This is a genomic window from Streptococcus sp. 4155, assembly GCF_013276695.1.
In the GTDB taxonomy this organism is placed as follows: Bacteria; Bacillota; Bacilli; order Lactobacillales; family Streptococcaceae; genus Streptococcus; species Streptococcus pseudopneumoniae.
On sequence record NZ_VMLM01000052.1, the window covers coordinates 1 to 22736 of the forward strand.

34 protein-coding genes are annotated in these 22736 nt (G+C 38.9%); 13 read left to right on the forward strand and 21 right to left on the reverse strand.

Annotation, left to right across the window (positions count from 1 at the left end):
* The 6 genes from HT715_RS06670 to HT715_RS06695 form a co-directional block, all read right to left on the reverse strand.
* On the reverse strand, positions 1-465 hold a 465-nt coding region (locus tag HT715_RS06670; RefSeq protein WP_172922871.1), incomplete at its 3' end, for a phage replisome organizer N-terminal domain-containing protein.
* Positions 458-754, reverse strand: coding sequence for a hypothetical protein (locus HT715_RS06675; RefSeq protein WP_138707259.1), 297 nt, complete (start codon positions 752-754; stop codon positions 458-460). The genes HT715_RS06675 and HT715_RS06670, both read right to left, overlap by 8 nt.
* 12 nt (positions 755-766) lie before the next feature.
* Positions 767-1069, reverse strand: coding sequence for a hypothetical protein (locus HT715_RS06680; protein WP_050207547.1), 303 nt, complete (start codon positions 1067-1069; stop codon positions 767-769).
* A gap of 10 nt (positions 1070-1079) precedes the next feature.
* Positions 1080-1802, reverse strand: coding sequence for a hypothetical protein (locus tag HT715_RS06685; protein ID WP_001060361.1), 723 nt, complete (start codon positions 1800-1802; stop codon positions 1080-1082).
* An 11-nt stretch (positions 1803-1813) separates the two neighbouring features.
* Positions 1814-2104 carry a hypothetical protein gene (locus tag HT715_RS06690; RefSeq protein ID WP_000398533.1) on the reverse strand — a complete coding sequence of 97 codons (291 nt, stop codon included), beginning with the start codon at positions 2102-2104 and terminating at the stop codon, positions 1814-1816.
* Positions 2105-2208: 104 nt separating this feature from the next.
* On the reverse strand, positions 2209-2352 hold the full coding sequence (locus tag HT715_RS06695; protein WP_000389579.1) for a hypothetical protein: 144 nt from the start codon (positions 2350-2352) through the stop codon (positions 2209-2211).
* A 117-nt stretch (positions 2353-2469) separates the two neighbouring features.
* Here HT715_RS06695 and HT715_RS06700 point away from each other — a divergent pair, with 117 nt between their 5' ends.
* Entirely contained in the window at positions 2470-2694 is a 225-nt protein-coding gene (locus HT715_RS06700; protein ID WP_000040990.1) for a hypothetical protein, read from the forward strand.
* A 131-nt stretch (positions 2695-2825) separates the two neighbouring features.
* On the opposite strand, the gene HT715_RS06705 is transcribed toward HT715_RS06700, so the two are convergent.
* From HT715_RS06705 to HT715_RS06715, 3 genes are read right to left on the reverse strand one after another with little or no spacing between them, the layout of a single operon-like run.
* Complete coding sequence (locus HT715_RS06705) at positions 2826-3536, reverse strand: ORF6C domain-containing protein (RefSeq protein WP_023937084.1); 711 nt, start codon at positions 3534-3536, stop codon at positions 2826-2828.
* Positions 3537-3583: 47 nt separating this feature from the next.
* On the reverse strand, positions 3584-3844 hold the full coding sequence (locus HT715_RS06710; RefSeq protein WP_138707258.1) for a hypothetical protein: 261 nt from the start codon (positions 3842-3844) through the stop codon (positions 3584-3586).
* Positions 3845-3883: 39 nt separating this feature from the next.
* A complete protein-coding gene (locus HT715_RS06715; protein WP_165852420.1) occupies positions 3884-4036 on the reverse strand; it encodes a hypothetical protein in 153 nt (50 codons plus the stop codon).
* Between the two features lie 63 nt (positions 4037-4099).
* On the opposite strand from HT715_RS06715, the gene HT715_RS06720 reads away from it, so the two are divergent.
* A complete protein-coding gene (locus HT715_RS06720) occupies positions 4100-4630 on the forward strand; it encodes a hypothetical protein (protein WP_138707257.1) in 531 nt (176 codons plus the stop codon).
* Positions 4631-4655: 25 nt separating this feature from the next.
* On the opposite strand, the gene HT715_RS06725 is transcribed toward HT715_RS06720, so the two are convergent.
* From HT715_RS06725 to HT715_RS06750, 6 genes are all read right to left on the reverse strand, one after another.
* Positions 4656-4796 carry a hypothetical protein gene (locus HT715_RS06725; RefSeq protein WP_000993373.1) on the reverse strand — a complete coding sequence of 47 codons (141 nt, stop codon included), beginning with the start codon at positions 4794-4796 and terminating at the stop codon, positions 4656-4658.
* Positions 4797-4828: 32 nt separating this feature from the next.
* Complete coding sequence (locus HT715_RS06730) at positions 4829-5020, reverse strand: hypothetical protein (RefSeq protein ID WP_000451679.1); 192 nt, start codon at positions 5018-5020, stop codon at positions 4829-4831.
* A gap of 10 nt (positions 5021-5030) precedes the next feature.
* Complete coding sequence (locus HT715_RS06735) at positions 5031-5228, reverse strand: hypothetical protein (RefSeq protein ID WP_001057654.1); 198 nt, start codon at positions 5226-5228, stop codon at positions 5031-5033.
* 11 nt (positions 5229-5239) lie between these two features.
* On the reverse strand, positions 5240-5425 hold the full coding sequence (locus tag HT715_RS06740; RefSeq protein ID WP_000274132.1) for a helix-turn-helix transcriptional regulator: 186 nt from the start codon (positions 5423-5425) through the stop codon (positions 5240-5242).
* 122 nt (positions 5426-5547) lie between these two features.
* Positions 5548-5739 (reverse strand): helix-turn-helix transcriptional regulator, encoded by a 192-nt coding sequence (locus HT715_RS06745; protein WP_054388315.1) that lies wholly within the window; start codon positions 5737-5739, stop codon positions 5548-5550.
* A 15-nt stretch (positions 5740-5754) separates the two neighbouring features.
* Positions 5755-5913 carry a hypothetical protein gene (locus tag HT715_RS06750; RefSeq protein WP_166727863.1) on the reverse strand — a complete coding sequence of 53 codons (159 nt, stop codon included), beginning with the start codon at positions 5911-5913 and terminating at the stop codon, positions 5755-5757.
* 359 nt (positions 5914-6272) lie between these two features.
* Here HT715_RS06750 and HT715_RS06755 point away from each other — a divergent pair, with 359 nt between their 5' ends.
* The 11 genes from HT715_RS06755 (at position 6273) to HT715_RS06805 (ending at position 15059) form a co-directional block, all read left to right on the forward strand.
* Entirely contained in the window at positions 6273-7079 is an 807-nt protein-coding gene (locus HT715_RS06755) for a S24 family peptidase (RefSeq protein ID WP_138707256.1), read from the forward strand.
* Between the two features lie 184 nt (positions 7080-7263).
* Positions 7264-7698: a type II toxin-antitoxin system PemK/MazF family toxin gene (locus HT715_RS06760; protein ID WP_138702226.1), complete on the forward strand. Its 435-nt coding sequence runs from the start codon at positions 7264-7266 to the stop codon at positions 7696-7698.
* A gap of 268 nt (positions 7699-7966) precedes the next feature.
* The gene (locus tag HT715_RS06765; protein ID WP_138702225.1) at positions 7967-8710 is read left to right on the forward strand and encodes a type II toxin-antitoxin system PemK/MazF family toxin; all 744 of its coding nucleotides are present in this window, start codon (positions 7967-7969) and stop codon (positions 8708-8710) included.
* Positions 8711-9008: 298 nt separating this feature from the next.
* The gene (locus tag HT715_RS06770) at positions 9009-10154 is read left to right on the forward strand and encodes a site-specific integrase (protein ID WP_138702224.1); all 1146 of its coding nucleotides are present in this window, start codon (positions 9009-9011) and stop codon (positions 10152-10154) included.
* A 132-nt stretch (positions 10155-10286) separates the two neighbouring features.
* Positions 10287-10856 carry a CYTH domain-containing protein gene (locus tag HT715_RS06775; RefSeq protein WP_138702223.1) on the forward strand — a complete coding sequence of 190 codons (570 nt, stop codon included), beginning with the start codon at positions 10287-10289 and terminating at the stop codon, positions 10854-10856.
* A 112-nt stretch (positions 10857-10968) separates the two neighbouring features.
* Positions 10969-11928 (forward strand): ribose-phosphate diphosphokinase, encoded by a 960-nt coding sequence (locus tag HT715_RS06780; protein ID WP_001283810.1) that lies wholly within the window; start codon positions 10969-10971, stop codon positions 11926-11928.
* Between the two features lie 9 nt (positions 11929-11937).
* Positions 11938-13053, forward strand: coding sequence for a cysteine desulfurase family protein (locus HT715_RS06785; RefSeq protein WP_138702222.1), 1116 nt, complete (start codon positions 11938-11940; stop codon positions 13051-13053).
* 4 nt (positions 13054-13057) lie between these two features.
* The gene (locus HT715_RS06790; protein WP_000863540.1) at positions 13058-13405 is read left to right on the forward strand and encodes a DUF1831 domain-containing protein; all 348 of its coding nucleotides are present in this window, start codon (positions 13058-13060) and stop codon (positions 13403-13405) included.
* A gap of 7 nt (positions 13406-13412) precedes the next feature.
* Positions 13413-13628: a DUF4649 family protein gene (locus HT715_RS06795; protein WP_000462493.1), complete on the forward strand. Its 216-nt coding sequence runs from the start codon at positions 13413-13415 to the stop codon at positions 13626-13628.
* A gap of 82 nt (positions 13629-13710) precedes the next feature.
* Positions 13711-14352 (forward strand): redox-sensing transcriptional repressor Rex, encoded by a 642-nt coding sequence (locus HT715_RS06800; protein ID WP_000653403.1) that lies wholly within the window; start codon positions 13711-13713, stop codon positions 14350-14352.
* Positions 14353-14369: 17 nt separating this feature from the next.
* Positions 14370-15059, forward strand: a complete 690-nt coding sequence (locus tag HT715_RS06805; RefSeq protein ID WP_000743339.1) for a gamma-glutamyl-gamma-aminobutyrate hydrolase family protein — start codon at positions 14370-14372, stop codon at positions 15057-15059.
* Here HT715_RS06805 and radC read toward each other — a convergent pair.
* From radC to HT715_RS06835, 6 genes are all read right to left on the reverse strand, one after another.
* Positions 15056-15736 carry a DNA repair protein RadC gene (radC, locus tag HT715_RS06810; protein ID WP_000286927.1) on the reverse strand — a complete coding sequence of 227 codons (681 nt, stop codon included), beginning with the start codon at positions 15734-15736 and terminating at the stop codon, positions 15056-15058. The two genes, HT715_RS06805 and radC, sit on opposite strands and share 4 nt — an antisense overlap.
* A gap of 42 nt (positions 15737-15778) precedes the next feature.
* The gene (pcrA, locus tag HT715_RS06815; protein WP_000992883.1) at positions 15779-18070 is read right to left on the reverse strand and encodes a DNA helicase PcrA; all 2292 of its coding nucleotides are present in this window, start codon (positions 18068-18070) and stop codon (positions 15779-15781) included.
* A gap of 516 nt (positions 18071-18586) precedes the next feature.
* Positions 18587-19447 carry a methionyl aminopeptidase gene (locus HT715_RS06820; protein WP_000631540.1) on the reverse strand — a complete coding sequence of 287 codons (861 nt, stop codon included), beginning with the start codon at positions 19445-19447 and terminating at the stop codon, positions 18587-18589.
* Positions 19448-19462: 15 nt separating this feature from the next.
* Positions 19463-20740, reverse strand: a complete 1278-nt coding sequence (gene spxR / locus HT715_RS06825) for a CBS-HotDog domain-containing transcription factor SpxR (RefSeq protein WP_000033818.1) — start codon at positions 20738-20740, stop codon at positions 19463-19465.
* Positions 20733-21284 carry a GNAT family N-acetyltransferase gene (locus HT715_RS06830; RefSeq protein WP_001028719.1) on the reverse strand — a complete coding sequence of 184 codons (552 nt, stop codon included), beginning with the start codon at positions 21282-21284 and terminating at the stop codon, positions 20733-20735. Before HT715_RS06830 ends, spxR begins: the two co-directional genes overlap by 8 nt.
* Positions 21285-21299: 15 nt before the next feature.
* Positions 21300-22559, reverse strand: coding sequence for a UDP-N-acetylglucosamine 1-carboxyvinyltransferase (locus HT715_RS06835; RefSeq protein WP_023940713.1), 1260 nt, complete (start codon positions 22557-22559; stop codon positions 21300-21302).
* Positions 22560-22736: the final 177 nt, after the last annotated feature.

Genomic DNA, 22736 nt, shown 5'->3' on the forward strand with positions numbered 1-22736 from the left:
CTTATTCTTATCTTTATCTTCTTCTAGTGCGTTACCGTCCGTTACTGTAACGTTACCTGTAACGTTACCAAGAGCAAGATTTTTCTGTTTTTTACGGTATTTGGCTACACGGTTGCGTGTCTGTTCCTTTATTTTCTCCATTCCGTCAACGTTTTGATGTTTTTCCCAATTTGGCAAGCTAATAATACCATCGATAATCTCAATCATCCCAAACTGTTCAAAAACTCCAATAGCCATTCTTACTGTATTCAATGGTCTACGAAAAATAGTAGCTAACATTTCATCTGTATAGTGAACCTTATCAGTCATCATCAACAAACCATTACTGTTATGTTTTCCAGCAAGTGTCAAAATCTTGAACCATATCACTAAGATGGCATCAGGATCAGGCAAGGCATCAATCAGGCAAATCTTTTCATCGTCAAAAATATCGGTTGTGATTTTTATCCACTTAATTTCAGACATACCTAGCACCCCACTTCCTACGGTTAGCGCGATACTTCATTCGCATATCCTCATAGATATACCTGCCTTCCAGCTCCATTTTTTCAATCTTTAGCAGCTTATTTTTAAGCTCCACATCACGATAGTCCTTAGCTAGTTTTTCATAGTCCGTTAGGTATTCTTTGACTAGTAATAGATTTTTGTAATCATTTTCCAAAATCGTAATAAAATGTCTTGAAGCTGATTCCCTTCCTTTCAGTTCTTTAACAATCATAGTCAGGTTATCCAGCCATTCAATCAATTCTTCCATTTCCTGACCTCCTCACTTCAAGCTGTGCATTTTAGGCTCTGGCAAAGCTAATGGCTCCGGACGTAAACCTTCAGGCGGTTCGTTGTCGTAGGTAAAGCCAGGAAATGGACGACGGATATTCTTGCGAATTTCTTGCCATTTGTCCTCTCTACCACGTTCGTATCCTTGGATAATCATAGACGCAAATTCTTGCTCTTCTCGTCTCTCTTCTTCCTCTCGTTGTTCTTGCAATTTGATATGACGGCAAGCTCCTGCAAATCCAATCAGCAAGGCTCCAACTCCCATCAACTGGTCTAAAATCGGTGGTTCAAACATTTTTAATCTCCTAAATAACTTTTTCTTTCAGTGTTTCAAAAACTTCAAACTTCAAATTTGTCTGTTCTTTTATTTTCTTCAATACACTAAGCACTGTGTCATCTTCGTTAAACTGAATAATGGTATCACTTATAACTAGTTCGTAGATGTTAGACATAATTCTATTATCAGTCTCTGTTTGTTCATCGGATTCTAGTTCTGAATCGATTTCGTTCTCATAATTTTTGAGAGCGTTAGCGGATTCATTAAATCCATGAAGTAACAATGTTCTCTGTAAAATTTCATTCACATCAATGTATTTATCTAAGCTTTCTCTTTCTCTTGCTCGTTTTGTTTCTTCAGGAAACAGAATATGCATTCTATCAAATATTTTGCTAAGTATTTTTACATTCTTTTTGGTTGGTTTTGTCTGAGTATTTACAATACTAGCCATCGGATATCCTTTAGTAAATCCAAGTTTTAAATCTAAATCACTGGCAGAAGACGAAACTTCTTTTCTAAGATTTTTTAAAATATCAATAAGCAAAGTTGCCCACATTATCGACATAAAATCATGACCAAATGAACCGTTGTAATCATTTGGTTTGTCAAGTGGATTAAATTTCTCGTTGGATAAATCTTGTACAATTTTTTTAAGATTTTCATCTTCGTGCTCATATCTTTCAAAGAAATTTCGCAAACCTGGTCTATTCTCTTTTTTCATCTTATGTTTGTATGCTTTTTTATTATTCATCTTCTCTCTCCTTATGCTCTTAATTTTCGTACTTCTTTCTCTAATTCCAAAATCTCATAAACATCATTAATATCGTACATAATATATTTCCCTTGCTTACGAAATCTCAATCCTTTACGTTCTAACTTCTTAATATAGCTATGAGTGAAGCCAAACTTCTCCATCAAAGCCTGTTGATTGATTGGCATGCGATCGTTCTCTAATTGCTCCTTGACCTGCTTTTCAGCAAAAGCCAATAATTGATTTGTGAACAATTCAGCACTTTCGCCGTCTAATCGTAATTGTAACGTTATACCTTCCATTTTCTACATCCTCTCAACTATGCGGGCAAGCATTTTTGTGATATAATGGTTTAAATTGTTTTAGTATGCGCCTGATTGCCGTCAGGTGCTTTTTTGCGTTCTTGTCAAACTGTTCTACTTTCCATCGCCCTGAGTTCTATCTCATGGCTGACTTGTCTAAATAGCTTCTCACACGCTATTTTAGCTTCTCTGTACGTTGTGTTCTCGCTGATGAAGTAATCAGCAAGTTCGATAATTTTATCTTCCATTCAACCTCCTACATCAGCCTCAAGACTGATGTAATATCCTCCTAAATTGCTATAATACTCTTGACTAGGACCTCTCACCGTTTTAGTCAAAACTTCAGCAGAAAGGAGGTTCAAAAAATGAGTAAGCTTAGCCATAAGCCAAACCACGTTGTTAAGAAACTAACCTGGGAAAATCTCGATAATATTCTATTATCTTATTTTTCAGAGTCGACTACTGATAAACCTAGCGCAGTAATTCAGTTATCTGATTTTGAAATGTCTAAAGCTGAAATTATCGAAGAAGCAACTGCTCAAGGTTATCAAGTTATCGATAATTCTGATGGTTACTTAAAGTTTCTATAACGAATTTTAAAGATGATATATTTGTACGATTTACATCAATATCTCTTTTTAACTTAGCAATCTGTCTATCAGATTGCTTTTTTCTTTTTCCACTATACGGATATCGTCTTGGTCTCATTTTCTTTCCCTCCCTACGCTTGACTAAATGCGTTCAGTTCCATGATTTTCATCTTGGTATTGGTGCTTGGCTCCCACGTCATCCAGTAAGCTAGAGCGGCATCCGCATGCTTCTTGGGTAGCAAGTCATAGCGACTAATGTTGAAGTGGTCTTTAAAGTCAATCTCAGCTTGTCTAAATACCGACTGAGCAAAAATCTTATCCGCATAAGCTGGGCTATCAATGCCACCCAGGCAAGCCACAACCCTAGCCTTACGCTTCTTCAGGAGCGATTGAGCATAGCTTGGATGAATCGGTTGCTCACTCTTGAGGTAGTCGATATCTTCCAACATGCTAGTCTGTTGCTCACGCAATTTCTTCTGGCCAGTGAAGAGAGCGATAAAAGCATCCTCGTCCAAGTCCTCACGGATAAAACCGCCCTGCTTACGAATAGCTGGCAAGACCTCTGATGTCACCCAGCGCTTGAACTCCTTAGCTTGAGGCAACTTGCTGGATAAGATAAGAGAGTAGAGACCAGATTCGTTGATGATCAACATATCCTGTGTTCCACCACTAGTAGGGATGCCCTGTTTTAGGGCGTCCTCTTCATCAACGTGAAGAGCAATCGCATTTCTAGCCTTGCTATATCCTAGGATGTCTGCAACATCTTTCCCAACGAACCACGGCTCGTCATCAATTGTCAAAGTACGGACTTCCTGCCCGTGAAAATTAAAAATTTCGTTCATAAAGTTCCTTTCTAAATTTGATATAAAGTAAATAAAACTCGCCACAACTATTTAAGTAAAGTATTTTGAAACGACTGTTTGACAGATACTATATGAGGCGCTTCACGATTAGTTATGTAATCAACCTGAATGAGTGTCTCTGGCACTTCATCTGTCTTTGTTTCCCAAATTATCTTGATACCTTGAAGACCAATATCTTCTGCTTGAAAATCAATCCCGTTCAAAATAACTCGTGGAATACTAGAGTCGCTATCTATCTTAATTTCTAAATTTTGAATTGGTAGAAAATTTTTTGATAGGCTGCTCATATCTCTTTCCTTCCTATTCTTCTCCCCATTTTGCTATAATTAAAGCAGGTCCTTAAGAAATTCTTCAAGTTCCTTACGCTGAGACTCAGCAAGCTCTGCTCTTTCAATAGCTTGCTGAGTCATCAGTGTTTTAAGACTACTACTTAATTTTTTTCTATCGATGTAACTATTTTTAAATTCCTTATTTGCCATATCTCTTTCCTTTCTATTTTTCTCTCCTTTTTGCTATAATAAAAGCAGAAAGGAAGTGATCTAATGCCACAAATCACCAATGATAATGTCCAGATTTGGACACTCTATATCACAGTAATAATTGCAGTTATCGGTTTTGTTTTTAATACCATTTCACTCTGGCAAACAAAGAAAGCTACAGAGGATATGGCAAAGCCTTATATTAATGTTTATGTAGATGTCTATGCAGTTAAAAATCAACAACGTACCTTTGTTTTTAAAAACTTTGGCCAAACTCCAGCATATATAGATAATATTCAGATAGATGGCGAATTGGATCCATTGAATTCTGTACACCGCTTCAACTCACTTATCGGAAATATGATTGCCCCAGGACAAAAATTTACATCATCAATAGACCCAGATTATAAAGGTCGAATTACACTGACAATTACTTACTCCGATAGCAAGAAACACAAATATATAGACAAGTTTGTACTTGATTCTACATTGGCATCTGCAATGTTCTACACTGTAAACGAGAGCAATAAAAGCGATTCTCCAGCTACAGCTATCAGACAATCGACCATGGCTCTATTACGCGATCTACGATAGAACCATCTCCGAGCGATTTTACAGTTCAAACATCACGTAAGAATTCAATTTTTATCTCAACAGTTTCATCGTCAAGTGTATTGGCGATGATTTTATTTTTTGCGTCAATCGCTTCGTTCAAGTCTTTACAAGTTAATTCATAAAATACATTTACATTTGCATTCATCTCTTCCCCTCCTATTAGTGAATTTTTTTGTTCTATTTTTTGTTAGCAATTCTATCCATTGTATCTAAAGTAAGTTTTTGTATCTCTTTTCGTGCTTGCAATTCATTGTCAAAAAAATTCTCAAGCATTTCGGTCAATCTATTCGAATATCCTCGCAATAGCATTACCGTCACCAAAAATGAAGTAATAGCTGATACAATGACCACATAAAGAAAAACTTCCATCTCCACCCTCCTACTCCAGCACCTTACTGCCGACTACCAATCGTTTAACGACAACGTCCATCTCCTTAAATTCGGCATTCTCTGCACAGTAGCGGACGCTCTCGCTGATGATGTGACAAATAGATACGCCGTATTCGTTCGCCAGCTCCGTAGCGATCTCCCAGGCATCTTTGTCAATCCGTGTTACTTTTTGCGCTGCGTTGTTCATAGTATTTCCTCCTACAACATATCTTCTACCCTACACCCTAGCGCCTTGGCGATGACCACCGCCTGCGACAGCGTCACTGCCTTCAGGTCGTTCTCGATCCGTGACAAGGTCGTGTAGTCTATCAAGGTTCGCTTAGCAAGCTCACGCAAGCCCAGCTTTTGAGCCGTTCTCAGCTCCCTCATTTTCGCTCCATACATTGACTTTTTCCTTTCTACTAATAGGTCTTTTCAAAACTGTTGGTACTTGTCAACAGTTTTGATAGAATTATTCTATCGATTTTGAAAAAAGTTTGACCTTTTTGATGTTTCCATTTTGGTGACTATCTTGGTAAAAAAATTTCTTGCAATGGTTTATTAAAAAAACTATGCAAGAAAAACATTTCATCTTGAGTAAAAGGACGTTGCCCCTTTTCTTTCTGACGATATGCCGTTTCGGATATCCCAAGTTTATCTGCCAAATTTTTTTGCGTCAATCCTTTGGATTTACGTAATTCATACAAAAGTATTTGCAAATCATAACCACCTCCCTATCTGAAAATTAAATATAAAATTAGTACGATAATACCAGACCAGAACAATATACTCGGAATAAGTCCACCTCGAATTTCCAAGGAAGTTTTTGCATGATTGTCTTGATTTATCTTTTCGTAATCAAAGTTACCAAACAAGAATTTTTTCCAATCCATATTTTTCTCCTTTTTCTTGCAGGAGATACAGCCTATATGATACAATGACAGTACCCCTTTAAAGGGGAGGGGCTTTAGGTCAGCCCCTTGTAAACTTCTACCACTCTATTGAGTAGTGAAGTTCGAATTTGAACCAGAGAATTTGGATTTTTAAGCCGAATTCTCTTTTTTTAGGTCTTTGTTCCTGTCGCCTCATTGGCTGCACCTCCTTTTTTATTTGGTTGATTACCTCAACCATGATTTAATTATATCACCATTTTGGTGACAAGTCAACACTTTTTTAATGAAAAAATAAAAAAAGTTGCGTTTTCGGTGACTTTTTTATATAATCTACATATAACATCACAGGAGTAAAAAATATGGACTTAAAAAAATACATAGGAAATCAGATAAAGCTATTCAGAAAATCAGCTGGTTTTACTCAAGATGAACTTGCTCAAAAGCTAAATACAACAAAACAAACCATTAGTAGATATGAAAAGGGGGAGCGTAAAGCTAATCAAGATATGCTATTTTCTCTATGCGATATTTTGGGTGTAAGTATTGATGACTTCTTTCCATCTATTAGTAAAGGAGACACCCCCACAGCGTCCCCAGATTTGCTCACACAGCAGATAACGGACAAGGTGGTACAATTAACCCCAGATAATAAAAAAATCGTCCTACGGACTTCTGAGGAGCTTCTGGAGAGACAAAAAGCAAACGGCGAGATGTACACAGAGCAAAACGAAGATGAAACGAAGATAAACGAAGTATCGGAAGTTATCAGCTTGTACCAAGTTGAGGTTGTATCTGAGACGGCAGCAGCTTGTGGATTTAACTACGGATTTGGCTACGACGATACAGACAGAGAGACTATAGAGGTTGACGAGCAACCACCACATCACGATATTGCGACTAAGGTCAGCGGAGACTCCATGCAGCCTGACTACCAAGACGGAGACATTCTCTATTTAGTAGACAAAGGACTGACCACCTACAACGGAGACCTAGCAGTTATCGCATACGGAGACCGTTCTTACTTTAAGAAGATCTATACCGAAAACGGACGCTTACGCCTCGTATCACTCAATGACAAGTACGAAGACATCATCCTAGACTTCCCACCAGCCGAAGACACACACATCAAGATCTATGCAGTTGTTGGAGTGTATAGAGGGGAATGAAACTAACTGTTTCCTTTTTGGAAACAATTACTTGACAAAAAATAAAAAAAGAAGTACACTAATAATGTCAAAAGCCTTGTTCGTCAAGGATACGATATTTACTTATAAAGCCTTGTTCGTCAAGGACAAAACGGTCTGGTGTACTTCTAAGAGGTACACCTTATTTTATTATCTGGAGCATTATATGAAATTTCAACAAGGCGAAGTTTATCTAATCAACTTCCCACAAAAAGGTGGGAATGAATTTTACGGAAAACACTACGCTATCATCTTAACAACTCCTGACAAAGCCGATGGAACACTACTAGTAGCACCTTTAACTGGTAAAAAATCAGGAAAGAAATATCGTGGTGGTATCACGATTGAAAATAATAAATATCAAAACACTCCGTCCAAGCCCAAAGCCTATGCTTATGTCCGAAAAATCCAAGAAATAGACAAACGGAAAATCGTCTATAAAACAAAGAAAAAGACTGATAGTGATGGACAAGCAATGCTAGATGCAGCAGGAAAAGAGTTATATGATAAAGTCTATAAACCAGCTTACAAACTAGATATAGACGACCATAAAAAACTACTCGACAAGATAAAAGAGGTTCTTGGACTAGATTTATATTAAATAAAAAATTGACTTTTTTTAAAATTAGGGTTAGAATAAAATCATAAAGTCGCTTGACGACAAAATAGATGATACTGTCCCAAGAGGACATCTCTAGCCCTGCTCTTATGAGTTGGGCTTTTAATTTTTATCTAGCAACTGTTTCCATTTTGGAAACAACTCAAAAAATCCCCACACTCTCCATCGCCAAACTTTGAGTGTGAAGATTCAACTTTCCATCAAGCAAGCAATGGAAAAGATGATAAGAAAGGAGTTACTTAGGGACTGGATGAACAAACTAGAAAAAAATAATCTTGATAAATTGACAGTCTCAACAGATAAAATGAAACAACTGACTGTTAAGAATCCAAATCACTTCAAAACCTCTAGACTAGGTCAAAGTATGACCAACTATAGCAATCAATTAGAGCGTGAAATCCAAGGAAAGCGTCGTAGAAATAGAGTATTCCCTTACGGCACACTTGTCTATGTTGATTTTGGCATAAACTTTGGATCAGAATTCTCTGCGCCACATTATGCAATTACGCTTACCAAAGAAGACAAAAAGAATAGAAATACTATCACGGTTATTCCTCTAACATCTAAGTCGGGATACGATAATTTACCACTAGAGTTTAACCTAGCTGAAGGACTTGGCCTACTAACTACACAACTCATCAAAGCGGCTGAAGACAAGGTTGAAAATGAACTGGTAGCACATTTTGGAGAATATGATGATTTTGATGAACTTATCTCAAAATTGGAGAAAGAAGGTCGATTAGACGAGAAAGAACATGCAATAGACCTTGTTCAAAAACTTACAGATAATGTTTCATTGGCTGGTCAACGTCTTGAAAAATATGTATCTGACCTAGATAAAACAACCTATGCGAAATTAGATTCAATTACAACTATTGACAAAGTGAAAATTTTTAAGAAAATCAATCCTTTAGACGGAATTGGTGTTGCACAAATACTTGAACCACAGATGAAAATTTTAAGCGATGAAATCAAAGCGCGCTATCTTATTTGACAAAATGATATATATTTGATAATATACAGTTACTAACCTAGGAGAAATCCTAGTGCAAATAATCTGGTTGGCACAAGCTGCCACGCAGAAACGGTAACTATAAATTTAGTTGCCGTTTTTTGTTGAATTAAAACAAAAAAATCCCCACACTCTCCATCGCCAAACTTTGAGTGTGAGGATTTAACTTTCCATCAAGCAAGCAATGGAAAGGATGATAAAAAAATACAACTATAGTTTATCATAAGTTCTACACCTTTTCAACTATGCGGGCAAGCAATCGAAAAGAAAGGACTTTTTTATGATAAAAAAATATATTACAAAAAAAGGAGAGACTAGATATCTCTTTCAAACATACCTGGGCATAGACCCTGCTACTGGAAAAGAAAAACGCACAACACGACGTGGTTTTAAAACCATTAAAGAGGCAAAGGCTGCCGAACGTGACCTTCTCTTAGATATTGAAGAGAATGGTTTTTCAAACAATGAAGATTTCCAGAACCCTACTTTCGCTGAAGTCGCTGAGTTATGGCTTGATAGCTATAAAAGCACTGTAAAACCAACAACATATCAGAACGTTAAGAAAAAACTTGATGTTATGATTGACTTGTATTTTACAGATATGAAAATCCAGCAGATCAGTGTAGCTTATTGTCAAAAGGTTGCTATCAAGTTAAGCAATCGCTATATCCTCTATGCCAATTACTACTCTGTCATCAGCCGTATTTTCAAGTATGCCACTTCTATTGACATTATTAAGTCAAATCCATTAGACAAGATTATCAAGCCTAAAAACAAGCCTTTAAAGGCTAAGGAGAACTATTATACAAAGCAGGAACTAACGGAGTTTCTTAAAGTTTGCAAAGTAGATTGTAAGCCTGTAGAGTATACCTTTTATCACTTACTAGCTTTTACAGGTTTGAGATGTGGCGAGGCGCTTGGGCTCATGTGGTCAGATGTTGACTTTGAAAATAAACGATTAAGCATTTCTCGGACAGCTGTCGTTGTTAATAAAAAACAAACTGTTCAGGACCCTAAAACCAAAATGAGTAAGAGGGTTATCACTTTAGATGATGAAACTCTAAATGTATTAAAATTCTGGAAGCGTCAGCAGATAAAAGAATATTTTCGGGCTAGTGTGCCTTACAAACATGATTCAAATTATATTTTTACGAATAGTTTCGGAGGATGGATTTCTCCTTCAGCTGTTAAAGAGAGACTTAGAAGATTCTTTTGTGAACATAAAGATGTCAAAAAAATCACTCCTCACGGTTTCAGGCACACACACGCTTCTCTCCTCTTTGAAGCAGGTGTTACAGCCAAAATCATTTCGGACAGATTAGGTCACAACAATGTCCAAACCACTCTTGATATGTATACCCACATCAATGATAATCAACGTTTTGAAGTCGTTGATCAGCTCATGGATTTCATCCGCTCCAGCTAAAAGTAAAGTCGTATTCAATCTCGTATTCACTTTTAGATATACACTATAAAACCAATGATTTCAAGGGTACAGGAAACCGCAAGCAGTTTATACCATAAATCCGCTTTCAACGATAAAGAAAAGGTAAGAAAAATGAAACATTTAGAAATTGAATTGAAAACACTATTGAAAAAAGATGAGTATGATCGTCTAAAAGACCAGTTCACAGGTGTCACTCCTGTTCTTCAAAAAAATTACTACATCGACACACCTGATTTTGAGCTGCGAGAAAAGAAAGTTGCTATGCGCATTCGAACTTTTGAAGACTGGGCAGAATTGACACTCAAAGTCCCGCAGAGTGTTGGAAACATGGAATACAACCAAAAATTGCAACTAAAAGATGCTGAAAACTATCTGAGCAAGAAAGAATTTCCTCAAGGGATAGTATTGGATGAATTGGCGAAACATGGTAGCCAAACTAGTGAATGGCAGGTTCTTGGTTGTCTAACAACGCTTCGCTATGAAATGCAAACAGCTATTGGCCTCATGGCACTGGATGAAAGTCAGTACTTTGATATGACAGATTATGAATTAGAGCTTGAAGTGGAAAATCATGAGCAAGGCAAACAGGATTTCCAGCAATTTTTAGAGGAAAATCAGATTTCCTATCAAAAAGCTCCTTCAAAATTGGTTCGATTTGTCAAAAGCATGAAAAATAGCTGAAATAATCTCCATTTTTTGGTAAAATAGAAAAGATAAAAATACACAGGTTCTAGTTCATATATGTAAGATAAATATCACTAGGATTTAAAAAGTTTACAGAGGACGGTCTATAATGTCAGATAGAAAAAACATGAAACTTTTCGCACTCAACTCTAACCAAGAGATTGCACAGAAAATTGCTGAAGCTGTTGGTGTCCCACTTGGAAAACTATCGTCACGTCAATTTTCAGACGGAGAAATCCAAGTGAATATCGAAGAAAGTGTCCGTGGTTATGATGTTTACATCATCCAATCAACAAGTTTCCCTGTCAACAACCACCTAATGGAATTGTTGATCATGGTCGACGCTTGTGTGCGTGCAAGTGCCCACAGTATCAACGTTGTCCTTCCATATTTTGGCTATGCACGTCAAGACCGCATTGCTTGTCCTCGTGAGCCACTTACAGCAAAACTAGTTGCCAATATGCTGGTTAAGGCTGGGGTTGATCGTATCCTGACTCTTGATTTGCATGCCGTTCAGGTTCAAGGTTTCTTTGATATTCCAGTGGATAATCTTTTCACTGTCCCCCTATTTGCAAAACATTACTGCGATAAGGGACTACTCGGTTCAGATGTTGTTGTCGTTAGCCCTAAAAATTCAGGTGTCAAACGTGCGCGTAGCTTGGCTGAATATCTTGACGCTCCTATCGCCATTATCGACTATCCTCAAGACGATGCAACTCGCAACGAAGGTTATATCATTGGTGATGTTGAAGGTAAGAAAGCTATCTTGATTGATGATATTTTAAATACAGGACGTACCTTCTCTGAAGCTGCTAAAATCGTTGAACGTGAAGGAGCTACAGAAATTTATGCTGTTTCTAGCCACGGCCTCTTCGTCGAAGGAGCTGCTGAACTTCTTGACAATACTAATATTAAAGAAATTCTTGTGACTGATTCAGTAGCAACAAAAGAAAAAACTCCTAAAAACGTATGCTACATCACTGCTAGTGAGTTAATTGGTGATGCTATCGTCCGTATCCACGAAAGAAAACCAGTCAGCCCACTCTTTGCCTACAACAAAAAGAAATAAGGTGATTCTTTGATTTATTTGGACAATGCTGCAACGACTCCTATGTCAGCAGTTGCTATTTCAGCTATGACCGAGGTTATGCAAGAAACCTATGGAAATCCTTCTAGTATTCATGCTCATGGTCGTCAAGCTGGCAAACTATTGCGAGAAGCCCGTCAGGAGCTAGCTCAGTTACTGGGGACAAAACCTCAACATATCTTTTTCACTTCTGGTGGGACAGAAGGCAACAATACTGCTATCATTGGTTACTGCCTTCGTCACCAAGAACAAGGAAAACATATTATCACAACTGCCATCGAGCACCATGCTGTCCTTGAAACAATTGATTACTTGGTTCAACACTTTGGGTTTGAAGCAACCATTATCCAGCCAGAAAATCAAGAAATCACCGCCCAGCAAATTCAAGAGGCCTTACGTGACGATACGATTTTGGTTTCTACCATGTTTGCCAATAATGAGACTGGAAACCTACTGCCCATTGCTGAAATTGGCCAAATACTCAAGCAACACCCAGCCGCCTATCATGTCGATGCAGTTCAGGCTATTGGTAAAATCCCTATTCATCCAGAAGAATTGGGCATTGATTTTCTCACTGCTTCTGCCCATAAATTCCATGGTCCTAAGGGAATCGGTTTTCTCTACGCATCTAGCATGGATTTTGATTCCTATCTTCATGGCGGAGACCAAGAACAGAAAAAACGAGCCGGAACTGAAAATCTAGCTGCCATCGTGGGTATGGTTGCAGCCCTAAAAGAAGACCTAGAAAAACAGGAAGAACATTTCCAACATGTACAAAATCTAGAAACTGCCTTTCTTGCAGAGCTAGAAGGAATTCAGTATTACGTGAATAGAGGACAAGATCATCTCCCTTATGTTCTCAATATTGGATTTCCTGATCAGAAAAATGACCTTTTACTCCTTCGGCTAGATTTGGCTGGAATTTCTATCTCTACTGGCTCAGCCTGTACGGCAGGCATTGTCCAATCCAGCCATGTTCTTGAAGCCATGTACGGGGCAAATTCAGAACGCTTGAAGGAATCCGTTCGTATCAGTTTGTCGCCACAAAATACTGTTGAAGACCTACAAACCCTCGCAAAAACCTTAAAAGAAATTATCGGAGGTTAGCCATATGGCATTTGAAAAAACCATTCAGTTAAAAAATTGTCGTTACGACTACACTCTTAGCCCTTCTGTTAAAAAATTCACCCTCAAAGATAACACCTTTTTTGAGACTAAGGTTGGTAACTATGAATTGACTCGCCTTTTGGAAAAAGTGCCAAACAGCGGTGAAGGCTTCCAACTCAAAATCATCATTAACAAGGAACTTACAGGGGCTAAAATCAATATCACTGACAAGTTTGGTCTTCGTCTAGTTGATATTTTCAAATCAGAAGACCACCACATTCATCAGGAAAAATTCTACTTCCTCATGGATAGCTTGGTAGAACGTGGTGTCTTTACAAAATCAGAAAGATAGGTCCCATATGTTTGAATTGACCTATAAGGACAGCTATCATGTAGAGCGTACACTCAAGTATGAGGATTATGAAGCTCTCATGCTGGCTTTGTCAGGATGTGTGACCCTGCCAGATACACTTTATGTAACTTCTCTGACTTTTAATAGCCAGAAAATTTATCAGGGTCTGGTCGGAGACCTCTACCGTTTTCTATCACATACAGATTTTTTACATCAAAACTAAGATTTTTCTTAGTTTTTTCTTGTTTTTGTTGATTTTTTCACAATGTTTCTATAAAATAGAAGAATAGAAAGGTTGTGATTTTGTGAAAGATAAACAGTTTGCTATTCCAAAAGCTACAGCGAAAAGACTCTCTCTCTACTATCGAATTTTTAAGAGATTTCATGCAGAAAAGATTGAACGTGCCAACTCTAAACAAATTGCAGAGGCTATCGGTATTGATTCAGCGACCGTACGTCGTGATTTTTCCTATTTTGGTGAACTTGGTCGTCGTGGTTTTGGCTATGATGTCAAAAAACTGATGACATTTTTTGCCGATTTGCTCAATGATAACTCTATTACCAATGTCATGCTGGTTGGTATTGGAAATATGGGCCATGCCCTTCTCCACTACCGCTTTCATGAGCGTAACAAGATGAAGATTATCATGGCATTTGACCTGGATGACCATCCTGAAGTCGGTACCCAAACTCCTGACGGGATTCCCATTTACGGAATTTCTCAAATCAAGGATAAAATCAAGGATGCCGATGTCAAGACTGCTATCCTGACCGTTCCCAGTGTTAAGTCACAAGAGGTTGCTAATCTCTTGGTAGATGCTGGTGTGAAAGGAATTCTTAGTTTTTCACCAGTCCATCTGCATTTACCAAAAGATGTGGTCGTTCAGTATGTCGATTTGACAAGTGAACTCCAAACCCTCCTCTACTTCATGCGAAAAGAGGATTAGAAAGCGAAAATCATTTTATGAAAAAACCAGTTATTGGGATAACAGGAAACGAAAAAACTCATCCGGATGATGACATCATGATGAGCTACGCAGCAAAAGGCTTTGTGGAAGGCGTTAAAGACGCTGGAGGGATTCCCATCATCCTACCGATTGGTGATCAAGAAATGGCCTGCCACTATATCAGTATGATTGACAAGCTCATCTTGACAGGTGGGCAAAATGTTGATCCAAAATTCTATGGTGAACCAAAAACCATTGATAGCGATGACTACCACCTTCAAAGAGATATATTCGAACTAGCCCTCATCAAGGAAGCTATCAAACAGAAAAAGCCTATTTTCTCCGTCTGTCGTGGGACTCAGCTTTTTAACGTTGCCATGGGCGGAACTCTGTACCAAGATATCGAAGATCATTGGCAGAATTGTTCTGCCGAGTACACAACTCAACGCTTGGTGACAGAACCTGATACTGTTCTCCGAGAAATCTATGGAGAAATCTCCCATATCAACTCCTTCCATCACCAGAGTATCAAGGATTTAGCACCAAATTTAAAGATTGCGGCTCATGATCCTAAAGATGGTATTATTGAAGCTGTCATGAGTACGGATGATGTTGCCTTTCTCGGTGTCCAATGGCACCCAGAATTTCTATTTGAAAATCGCCCCAAAGATAAAAACCTCTTTGACTATGTTGTTAATGAACTTTAGATTAAATCTGTCTTTTCACGGTAACTAAAGTAACTAGATTGTGAGACAATCAAATGGTCCAAGAGGACAATCCCCATCAGGTCGCAGGCTTCTTTAACAATTTTAGTGACATGATCATCATTTCGGCTAGGGGCTACCGCTCCCGAAGGGTGATTGTGGACCAAGATGAGTGAAGTCGCCATATGCTTGATAGCATAGTGAAGAATCTCTCGCGGCTCAGCGATACTACGAGTTGCAGAACCGATAAAAATGGTCTGTTGATGAATGATTTGATTTTGAGTATTGAGATAGAGCGCCACCAGGTGCTCTTGTTTTTTGTCCCCCAATTCCTGTTGCATCTTCTTGGCCAACTTTTGACTGCTGAGAATACTTTCCATCTCAAGAGTCTCGTGTTTGTGAATACGATGGCCCAGTTCAATCATAGCTTGTAATTCTATGGCCTTAACACGGCCGATACCAGACAGACTCTGCAATTCCTGCAGGGTCATTTTTTTCAAATCCGTTAGGCTTGAAAGATTGCTCAAGACTTTCTGGGCAATTTCAAAAACGCTAGCTTGACGTGTTCCTGTCCTGAGTAAAATAGCTAGCAACTCTTGATTACTGAGCGCTTCAACTCCTTCCTTGGCCAGTCTTTCTCTTGGTAATAGTGAATCTTCTTGGAATGAAATACTGTACATAAAAATCCTCCTCACTTTATTATTCGTGAGAAGGATGAAAAATTAGATTTTTTTCTCAATTGGGGCCACACTAGCCAAAAGTTTTTTCAAACCTACTTCTGGGAAATTGATTTTCAATTCCTGCGTAGCACCGCTACCTGAAACTTCCACAACAGTTCCCTCTCCCCACTTCTTGTGGAGGGCAATGTCACCAATGGACCAATTTGCCTCGCTAGAAGCTGATTTTGCTCCAGCTGTAAATTGACCAAATGGGAGACCGCTTGACTGGATAGATTTTGGGGCAGCACTGCGTTTACGGTCTTGAAGAGCCTGGGCAAGACTCATACCTTGACCGAAGGCAACCCCACCACTGCTATAAGATGCCTTAAAGCTTGTATTTGCTGGACGAGCCAGACCTTGATACTCAAGTAAGTCCGAGCTGATTTCGTTAATAAAACGAGTGGGACGGTTGTAGTTGGTACGACCAAAAAGCAGGCGCGAGTTGGCATTTGTTAGATAGAGGATTTTCTCTGCACGCGTGATACCTACATAGGCTAGACGGCGCTCTTCTTCTAATTCATCTGGATCTTCAGCCGCACGACTAAGTGGAAAGACATTTTCTTCCATCCCAATCAAAAAGACAACTGGAAACTCGAGACCTTTGGCAGCATGCAGGGTCATCAAGGTCACTTCTGATGTCTCCTGACTACCTGAATCTGTGTCCGCAATCAAGGCCAAGTCATTTAAGAAACGACTTAGTTTATCCAAACCAGTTTCTTCTTCTGGCCCATCAGAGGTGTCATCAAAGTTTTTCGTCACAGAAAGGAACTCTTCAATATTTTCAACCCGAGCCTTGCTTTCTAAAGTCGCTTGAGCATTTAGAATATCGACGTAACCTGTTTTTTCTAGGACGGCCTCAACCAACTCAGTAATGCTTAACTGGTCCAGTTGCTCCCGCAAATCCAGAATCATATTGGCAAAATCCCAGATAGATTGGGCTGCTTTCCCCTTGATACCAGACAACATGATATTAGCAGAAGAATCCAGCATAGACATGTTTTGCACATTCGCAAAGTCACGAATTTTCTCAACCGTTCCTGGCCCAATTCCTCGTTTCGGTTCGTTGATAATGCGCTCAAAACTGATATTGTCACTCAAATTGGCAATGAGGTTAAGGTAAGCGATAATATCGCGGATTTCCTTACGGCTGTAGAACTTGGTTCCACCAACCATGGTATAAGGAATATTGGACTTAAGCAAGGCTTCCTCAATAGTACGGGACTGCGCATTAGTCCGATAGAGAACTGCAAAATCCTTGTGAAGGAAGTTTTGACTCCGACCAAGTTCATCGATGGTTTTGGCTACAAATACAGCCTCATCTAGTTCATCATTGGCACGATAGTAAACGATTTGTTCCCCATCAGCATTTTGGGTCCAGAGATTCTTAGGACGGCGGTTTTTGTTGTTTTTAATGACCTCGTTGGCCGCTTGAAGAATAGTCTTCGTAGAGCGATAATTTTCTTCTAACAAAACAACCTTGGCTTGGGGATAATCTTTCTCGAAATCCAAAATATTCTGCATATCAGCACCACGCCAACCGTAGATGGACTGATCCGCATCCCCAACCACACAGATATTTTTAAAGCGTGAAGCCAAGAGTTTGACCAATTGATACTGAGCGTGGTTGGTATCTTGGTACTCATCAACATGGATGTACTGAAACTTCTGCTGATAGTAGGTCAAGACATCAGGATTTTGATCAAAGAGACGCAGGGTCAGCATAATCAAATCATCAAAGTCAACCGACTCCGACTGACGCAGTTCTTTCTGATAAGCTGTATAACACTGGGACACGATTTGCGTATACATATCGCCAGCTTGGGCAGCATAAGCTACATCATCAATCAGATCATTCTTAGCATTGGAAATGGTTCCCAAAATAGTTCGTTCATTCCATTTTTTAGGATCCAAGTTCAACTGCTTGAGAATGCGTTTCATGAGAGTTCGCTGCTCCCCTGGATCTACAATAGTAAAATTGCGATTGTAACCAATATGGTCCGCATCGCGACGCAGAATACGCACACACATGGAGTGAAAGGTCGCAATCAGACAGTCCTGAGTAGCTGGATTAAGGCTATAAGCACGCTCTTTCATCTCACGCGCAGCCTTGTTAGTGAAGGTAATAGCCAAGATATTCCAAGGATTGACCAGCTTTTCATCGATTAAATAAGCGATACGGTGGGTCAAAACTCGGGTCTTTCCAGAGCCAGCCCCCGCCATAATCAACAAGGGACCTTCTGTCGTTTGCACCGCCTCAGCCTGACGGTCATTCATTCCATTTAATAATGCGTTCATCTTCTCTTCCTTACTCTTGAAGTCAATATTTCTATTATATCAGAAATCAGGGAAAATAGAAACTTTACGGGGAGTAGCAAAATATAGCGGATTGAAACTAGAATACTACACTGTAGGTTTCTAAAACACTCGACTTTTTCACTTAATTTTTTCATGAACTAGCTCAATACATCAATATAAAAAAGGTAAATTTAAGATTGGCAATACGAACGTTAAACAGAATTCCATTTCTCTTTTTAAAACCAAAACAACGATATCGTAAAACCTCTACAGGAACAATAGATTGCGACACTAAAATATTCTCCCCTAGTTTTGCTTTACTAATAGTATATAGGAGGAGAGCCCTGAATCCTAGACCCTCTGTTATGATGTGGTTACAAACAGAGTTGGAAAAAATCTTAAAGTCAGAAAAACGCATGATATCAGCCCCTAACACTTGATACAATGCGTTTTATTATGAAAAGATCTACTGGATTTTTTATCAAAATAAACTTCCAGTAGTCTTTTCAATTTTTATTAATAAGTTCCTTCTTCACCTTGGCTAGTCAAGATAACAGGTCCATCTTTCGTAATGACAAATTGGTGTTCATACTGACATGACAATCCACCGTCAATGGTCTTATGCGCCCAACCGGTTTTCATATCTGTATCGATTTCCCAGTCACCTGTATTAATCATTGGTTCAATAGTCAAGACCATTCCTTCACGGAGACGAAGTCCACGACCAGCAATACCATAGTTAGGAACCATTGGTTCTTCGTGCATGGTTGGGCCAACACCATGACCAACCAAATCACGCACTACACCGTAACCACGACTTTCAGCGTATTCTTGAATGGCTGCACCAATATCACCAATACGGTTCCCAATAACAGCTTGCTCAATCCCCTTATACATTGCTTCTTTAGTTACATCCATCAAGTTTTTCACTTCTTCGGACGGTGTACCTACAGCATAAGCCCAACAAGAGTCTGCTAAACCACCAGAATAGCTCTGAGTGTATTTCTTCATTTGCTCAACATTGTTGAAGTTTAATTTTGAGACATTCAAATCAGACTTAGCAATTGGACCTCCCAAAACCATGTCAACCTTGAGCAAATCACCATCTTTCAAGATATAGTGACGAGGGAAAGCATGAGCTACTTCATCATTAAGAGAGCAACAGGTAGCATAAGGATAGTCCATCATGGCACCGTCAACTCCAATCTGAAGCGGAAGGAAATTTTCTTCCTTACAACGACGGCGAACGTATTCTTCAACTTCCCACATATCTACGCCAGGCTTAATCAAATCACGCAAGCCAATATGGATACTTGCTAAAAAATCACCGGCCTTATCCATAGCTTCGATTTCACGAGCTGATTTTAATGTTATCATTTTTTCTCCTAGTTTCTAATTAATTTTAACGGTTACATTTGCTTTTGAAACAATCTGATGACCATGATAAATATCGTAATCAATAATAGCTGACCGTCTAGTATGGTGGATAATGCGTGCTTGAATGCGCAGTGTATCATCTATCTGAACAGCCTGCAAAAAGTAGATGAGCATCTGCTCGATAATGAGATTGCGACCACTATTCACAACTAAATCTTGGGTCATGTGAGTCAGTATCTCCGCTAATACACCATTAGCCAAAACACCGTTTTTCTCAAGCATAAAGGGTTCCACTGTAATGACGACTTCATCATGGTGATAAGCGAGTTTTTGACCAATCTGCTCAGAAAAAGTTGGTAGAGCAGAAACTTGGGAACGACTCATCTTCTCCATGACATCTCGTCGTGTCACAACTCCAAGCAAGGTTTGATTATTCCGAACAACCGGTACCATTTCAAAGTCTTCAGCAATCATCCGTTGACTCACATTGGCAATATTTGTCGATAATCCAACTAAAAATAAACTACGAGACATGACCTTGTCAATTGTGGTACTTGGTGACTTATCACCAGCATCTCTCATGGTTACAATGCCAACAACAACCTGATGTTGATTGATAACAGGAAAACGACTGCTACGATTCTTGCGTACCAAGTACAAATAATCTTTAACGGTGTCTGTCTCTCTCAGAAAACCATACTCATGACTTGGACGATAAAGCTTCTCAACTGTCAAAATATCAGTCTTGATTTGGACATTTGACAAGGCTTTATTGATCATAGTCGCAACAGTGAAAGTGTCATGCTTGCTTCTTAGAACAGGAATCCCTTTTTGATTTGCCAGTTTAAGCACATCATCATGAACATGAAAACCACCTGTAACCAAAACGGCATTTTCATTTTCCAGCGCTAGTAATTGGATACGGGTCCGGTCTCCGACAATCAAGAGTCCCCCATCATGAAGGTAGGATAGGATGTTTTGTTCAGTCATGGCACCGATAGAGAACTTACTAAATTCTCTCTCTAAACCTTCTTTCCCAGCCAGAACCTCAGAAGAAGTCACCTCTGCAATTTCAGCAAACGCTAATCTCTCTATAGCAACTTTCTGGGATTTAACACGAATTGTTCCACTTCTAGGACGGGTCTCCACAATTCCACGGTTTTCAGCTTCTTTAATAGCCCGATAGGCTGTTCCATCACTAACTCCTAGATGATTGGAAATACTACGAACACTGACTCTTTTACCTACTGGTAATTCCTCCAAATAGCTTAGAATTTCCTGATGCTTACTCATTGAACTCTCCTTTTACATACCGAAATTCAAGATAATCCCGCATTTTTCTTGTGTAACGATCACTTCCTTTAAACTGACGAATCAATCGAAATCCAGACTTAAGGGCAACCCGTTGACTTGCTTCATTTTCGAGATGGGTAATAATAGATAATTGTTTTAAATCAAATTCTTCAAAAGAAAGCTGACAAATTTTTCTAACAACCTCTGTCATAAATCCTTGCGACCAAGCATCTTTTCTCAAAAAATAGCCAAGCTCAGCTTCTTTTTTGATTTCATCTAACTTCTCAAATTTAATAGAACCAATCATTTGTTGATTTTTCTGGTCACAAATTGCCCACACTCCCAAAGGGGACTTCATAAAGTAATTGGCAAGTGCATACTGACTTTCTTCCAGACTTGCCTGCGTTGGGAAAATAAATTGAAGATTTTCTGGATTTGAAGCTACCTCGTGGAAGTCCTGATTATCACTAAAAAAGAAAGGACGCAAATACAAGCGATCCGTTTCAAAAAAAGAAAACATTGCTAATTTGGTCCAAATATTCATAAACACCTCTACGGTTTAATACTCAACAAGTCTAATATCCGCTCCTAGATTACGTAATTTTTCGATAATATCAGAATAACCACGTAAGATAAACTCGACATTGATAATTTCAGTTTGTCCCTCGGCCATCAAACCAGCAATAACTAAAGCTGCACCTGCTCTCAGGTCAGTTGCTTTAACACTGGCTCCACGTAAACTACGTCCACCCGTGTACAAAATATGACCATTTGTTGTCGAAATGTTCGCATCCATCTTTACTAGTTCAAAAACATGATTTACACGTTTTTCGTAAATCGTATCGACAATTGTACCACGACCATTCGCTCTTAGTAAAAGTGGGGTAATCGGTTGTTGCAAATCAGTTGCAAAGCTTGGGTAAGGAGCCGTCTTAATATTGATTGCTTTCAAATTAGACTGTTCCTCGACAAAAATGCTGTCTTCAGATACAGTCATTCTCACTCCCATTTCTTCCAACTTAGCAATAAATCCTTCTAGGTGTTCGTAAAGAACATTATTGATACGAATTCCTTTACCAACTGCAGCAGCTAAGGAAATATATGTTCCAGCTTCAATGCGGTCTGGAATCACCTGATGACGTGTCCCATGTAATCTTTCGACACCATCAATAATGATGATATTGGTTCCTGCCCCACGGATATGGGCACCCATATTATTCAAGAGGGTAGCTACATCAATAATTTCAGGTTCACGGGCTGCATTTTCAATAATAGTACGACCATTTGCTTTAACCGCAGCAATCATCGTATTAATCGTTGCTCCTACACTAACCGTATCCATGTAAATACTTGTACCATGAAGTCCTGTATCTTTAGCAGATAACTTCATGTTATCTCCCTCGTAGCTAACAGTGGCACCCATAGCTTCAAAAGCCTTAAGGTGTAGGTCAATCGGACGAGGACCAAGGTCACATCCTCCAGGCAAGCCAACTGTGGCTTCACCAAAGCGACCTAAAAGACTTCCATAAAAATAATAAGATGCACGAAGACTATTGATTTTCCCATAAGGCATTGGAATATTTTGAACACCTCTTGGATCAATCTCCAAGACATCGTCATAACGCTTAACAGTAGCTCCCATCAATTCCATAATTTCGACAAGACTGGCTACATCCGAAATATCTGGAACGCAATCCAAAGTCACCACATCATCAGCCAAGATAATAGCCGGAATTAAGGCCACAACACTATTTTTAGCACCACTAATAGTGATTTCACCTTGTAGTGGTAATCCACCATTGATAACAATTTTTCTCATTCTAAGTTTTCAATACTCTCTCAAGATTTCTAATAAGGTCTTTAAAATAAATTATATCATAAATGCAACCTTTTTTCCATCCTTTTCAATTTTATTGGATAAATCAGAGTTGATGAGTTAGTCACTGATACTCAATGAAAACCAAAGAGCAGATTAGGAAGCTAGCCGCAGGCTGCT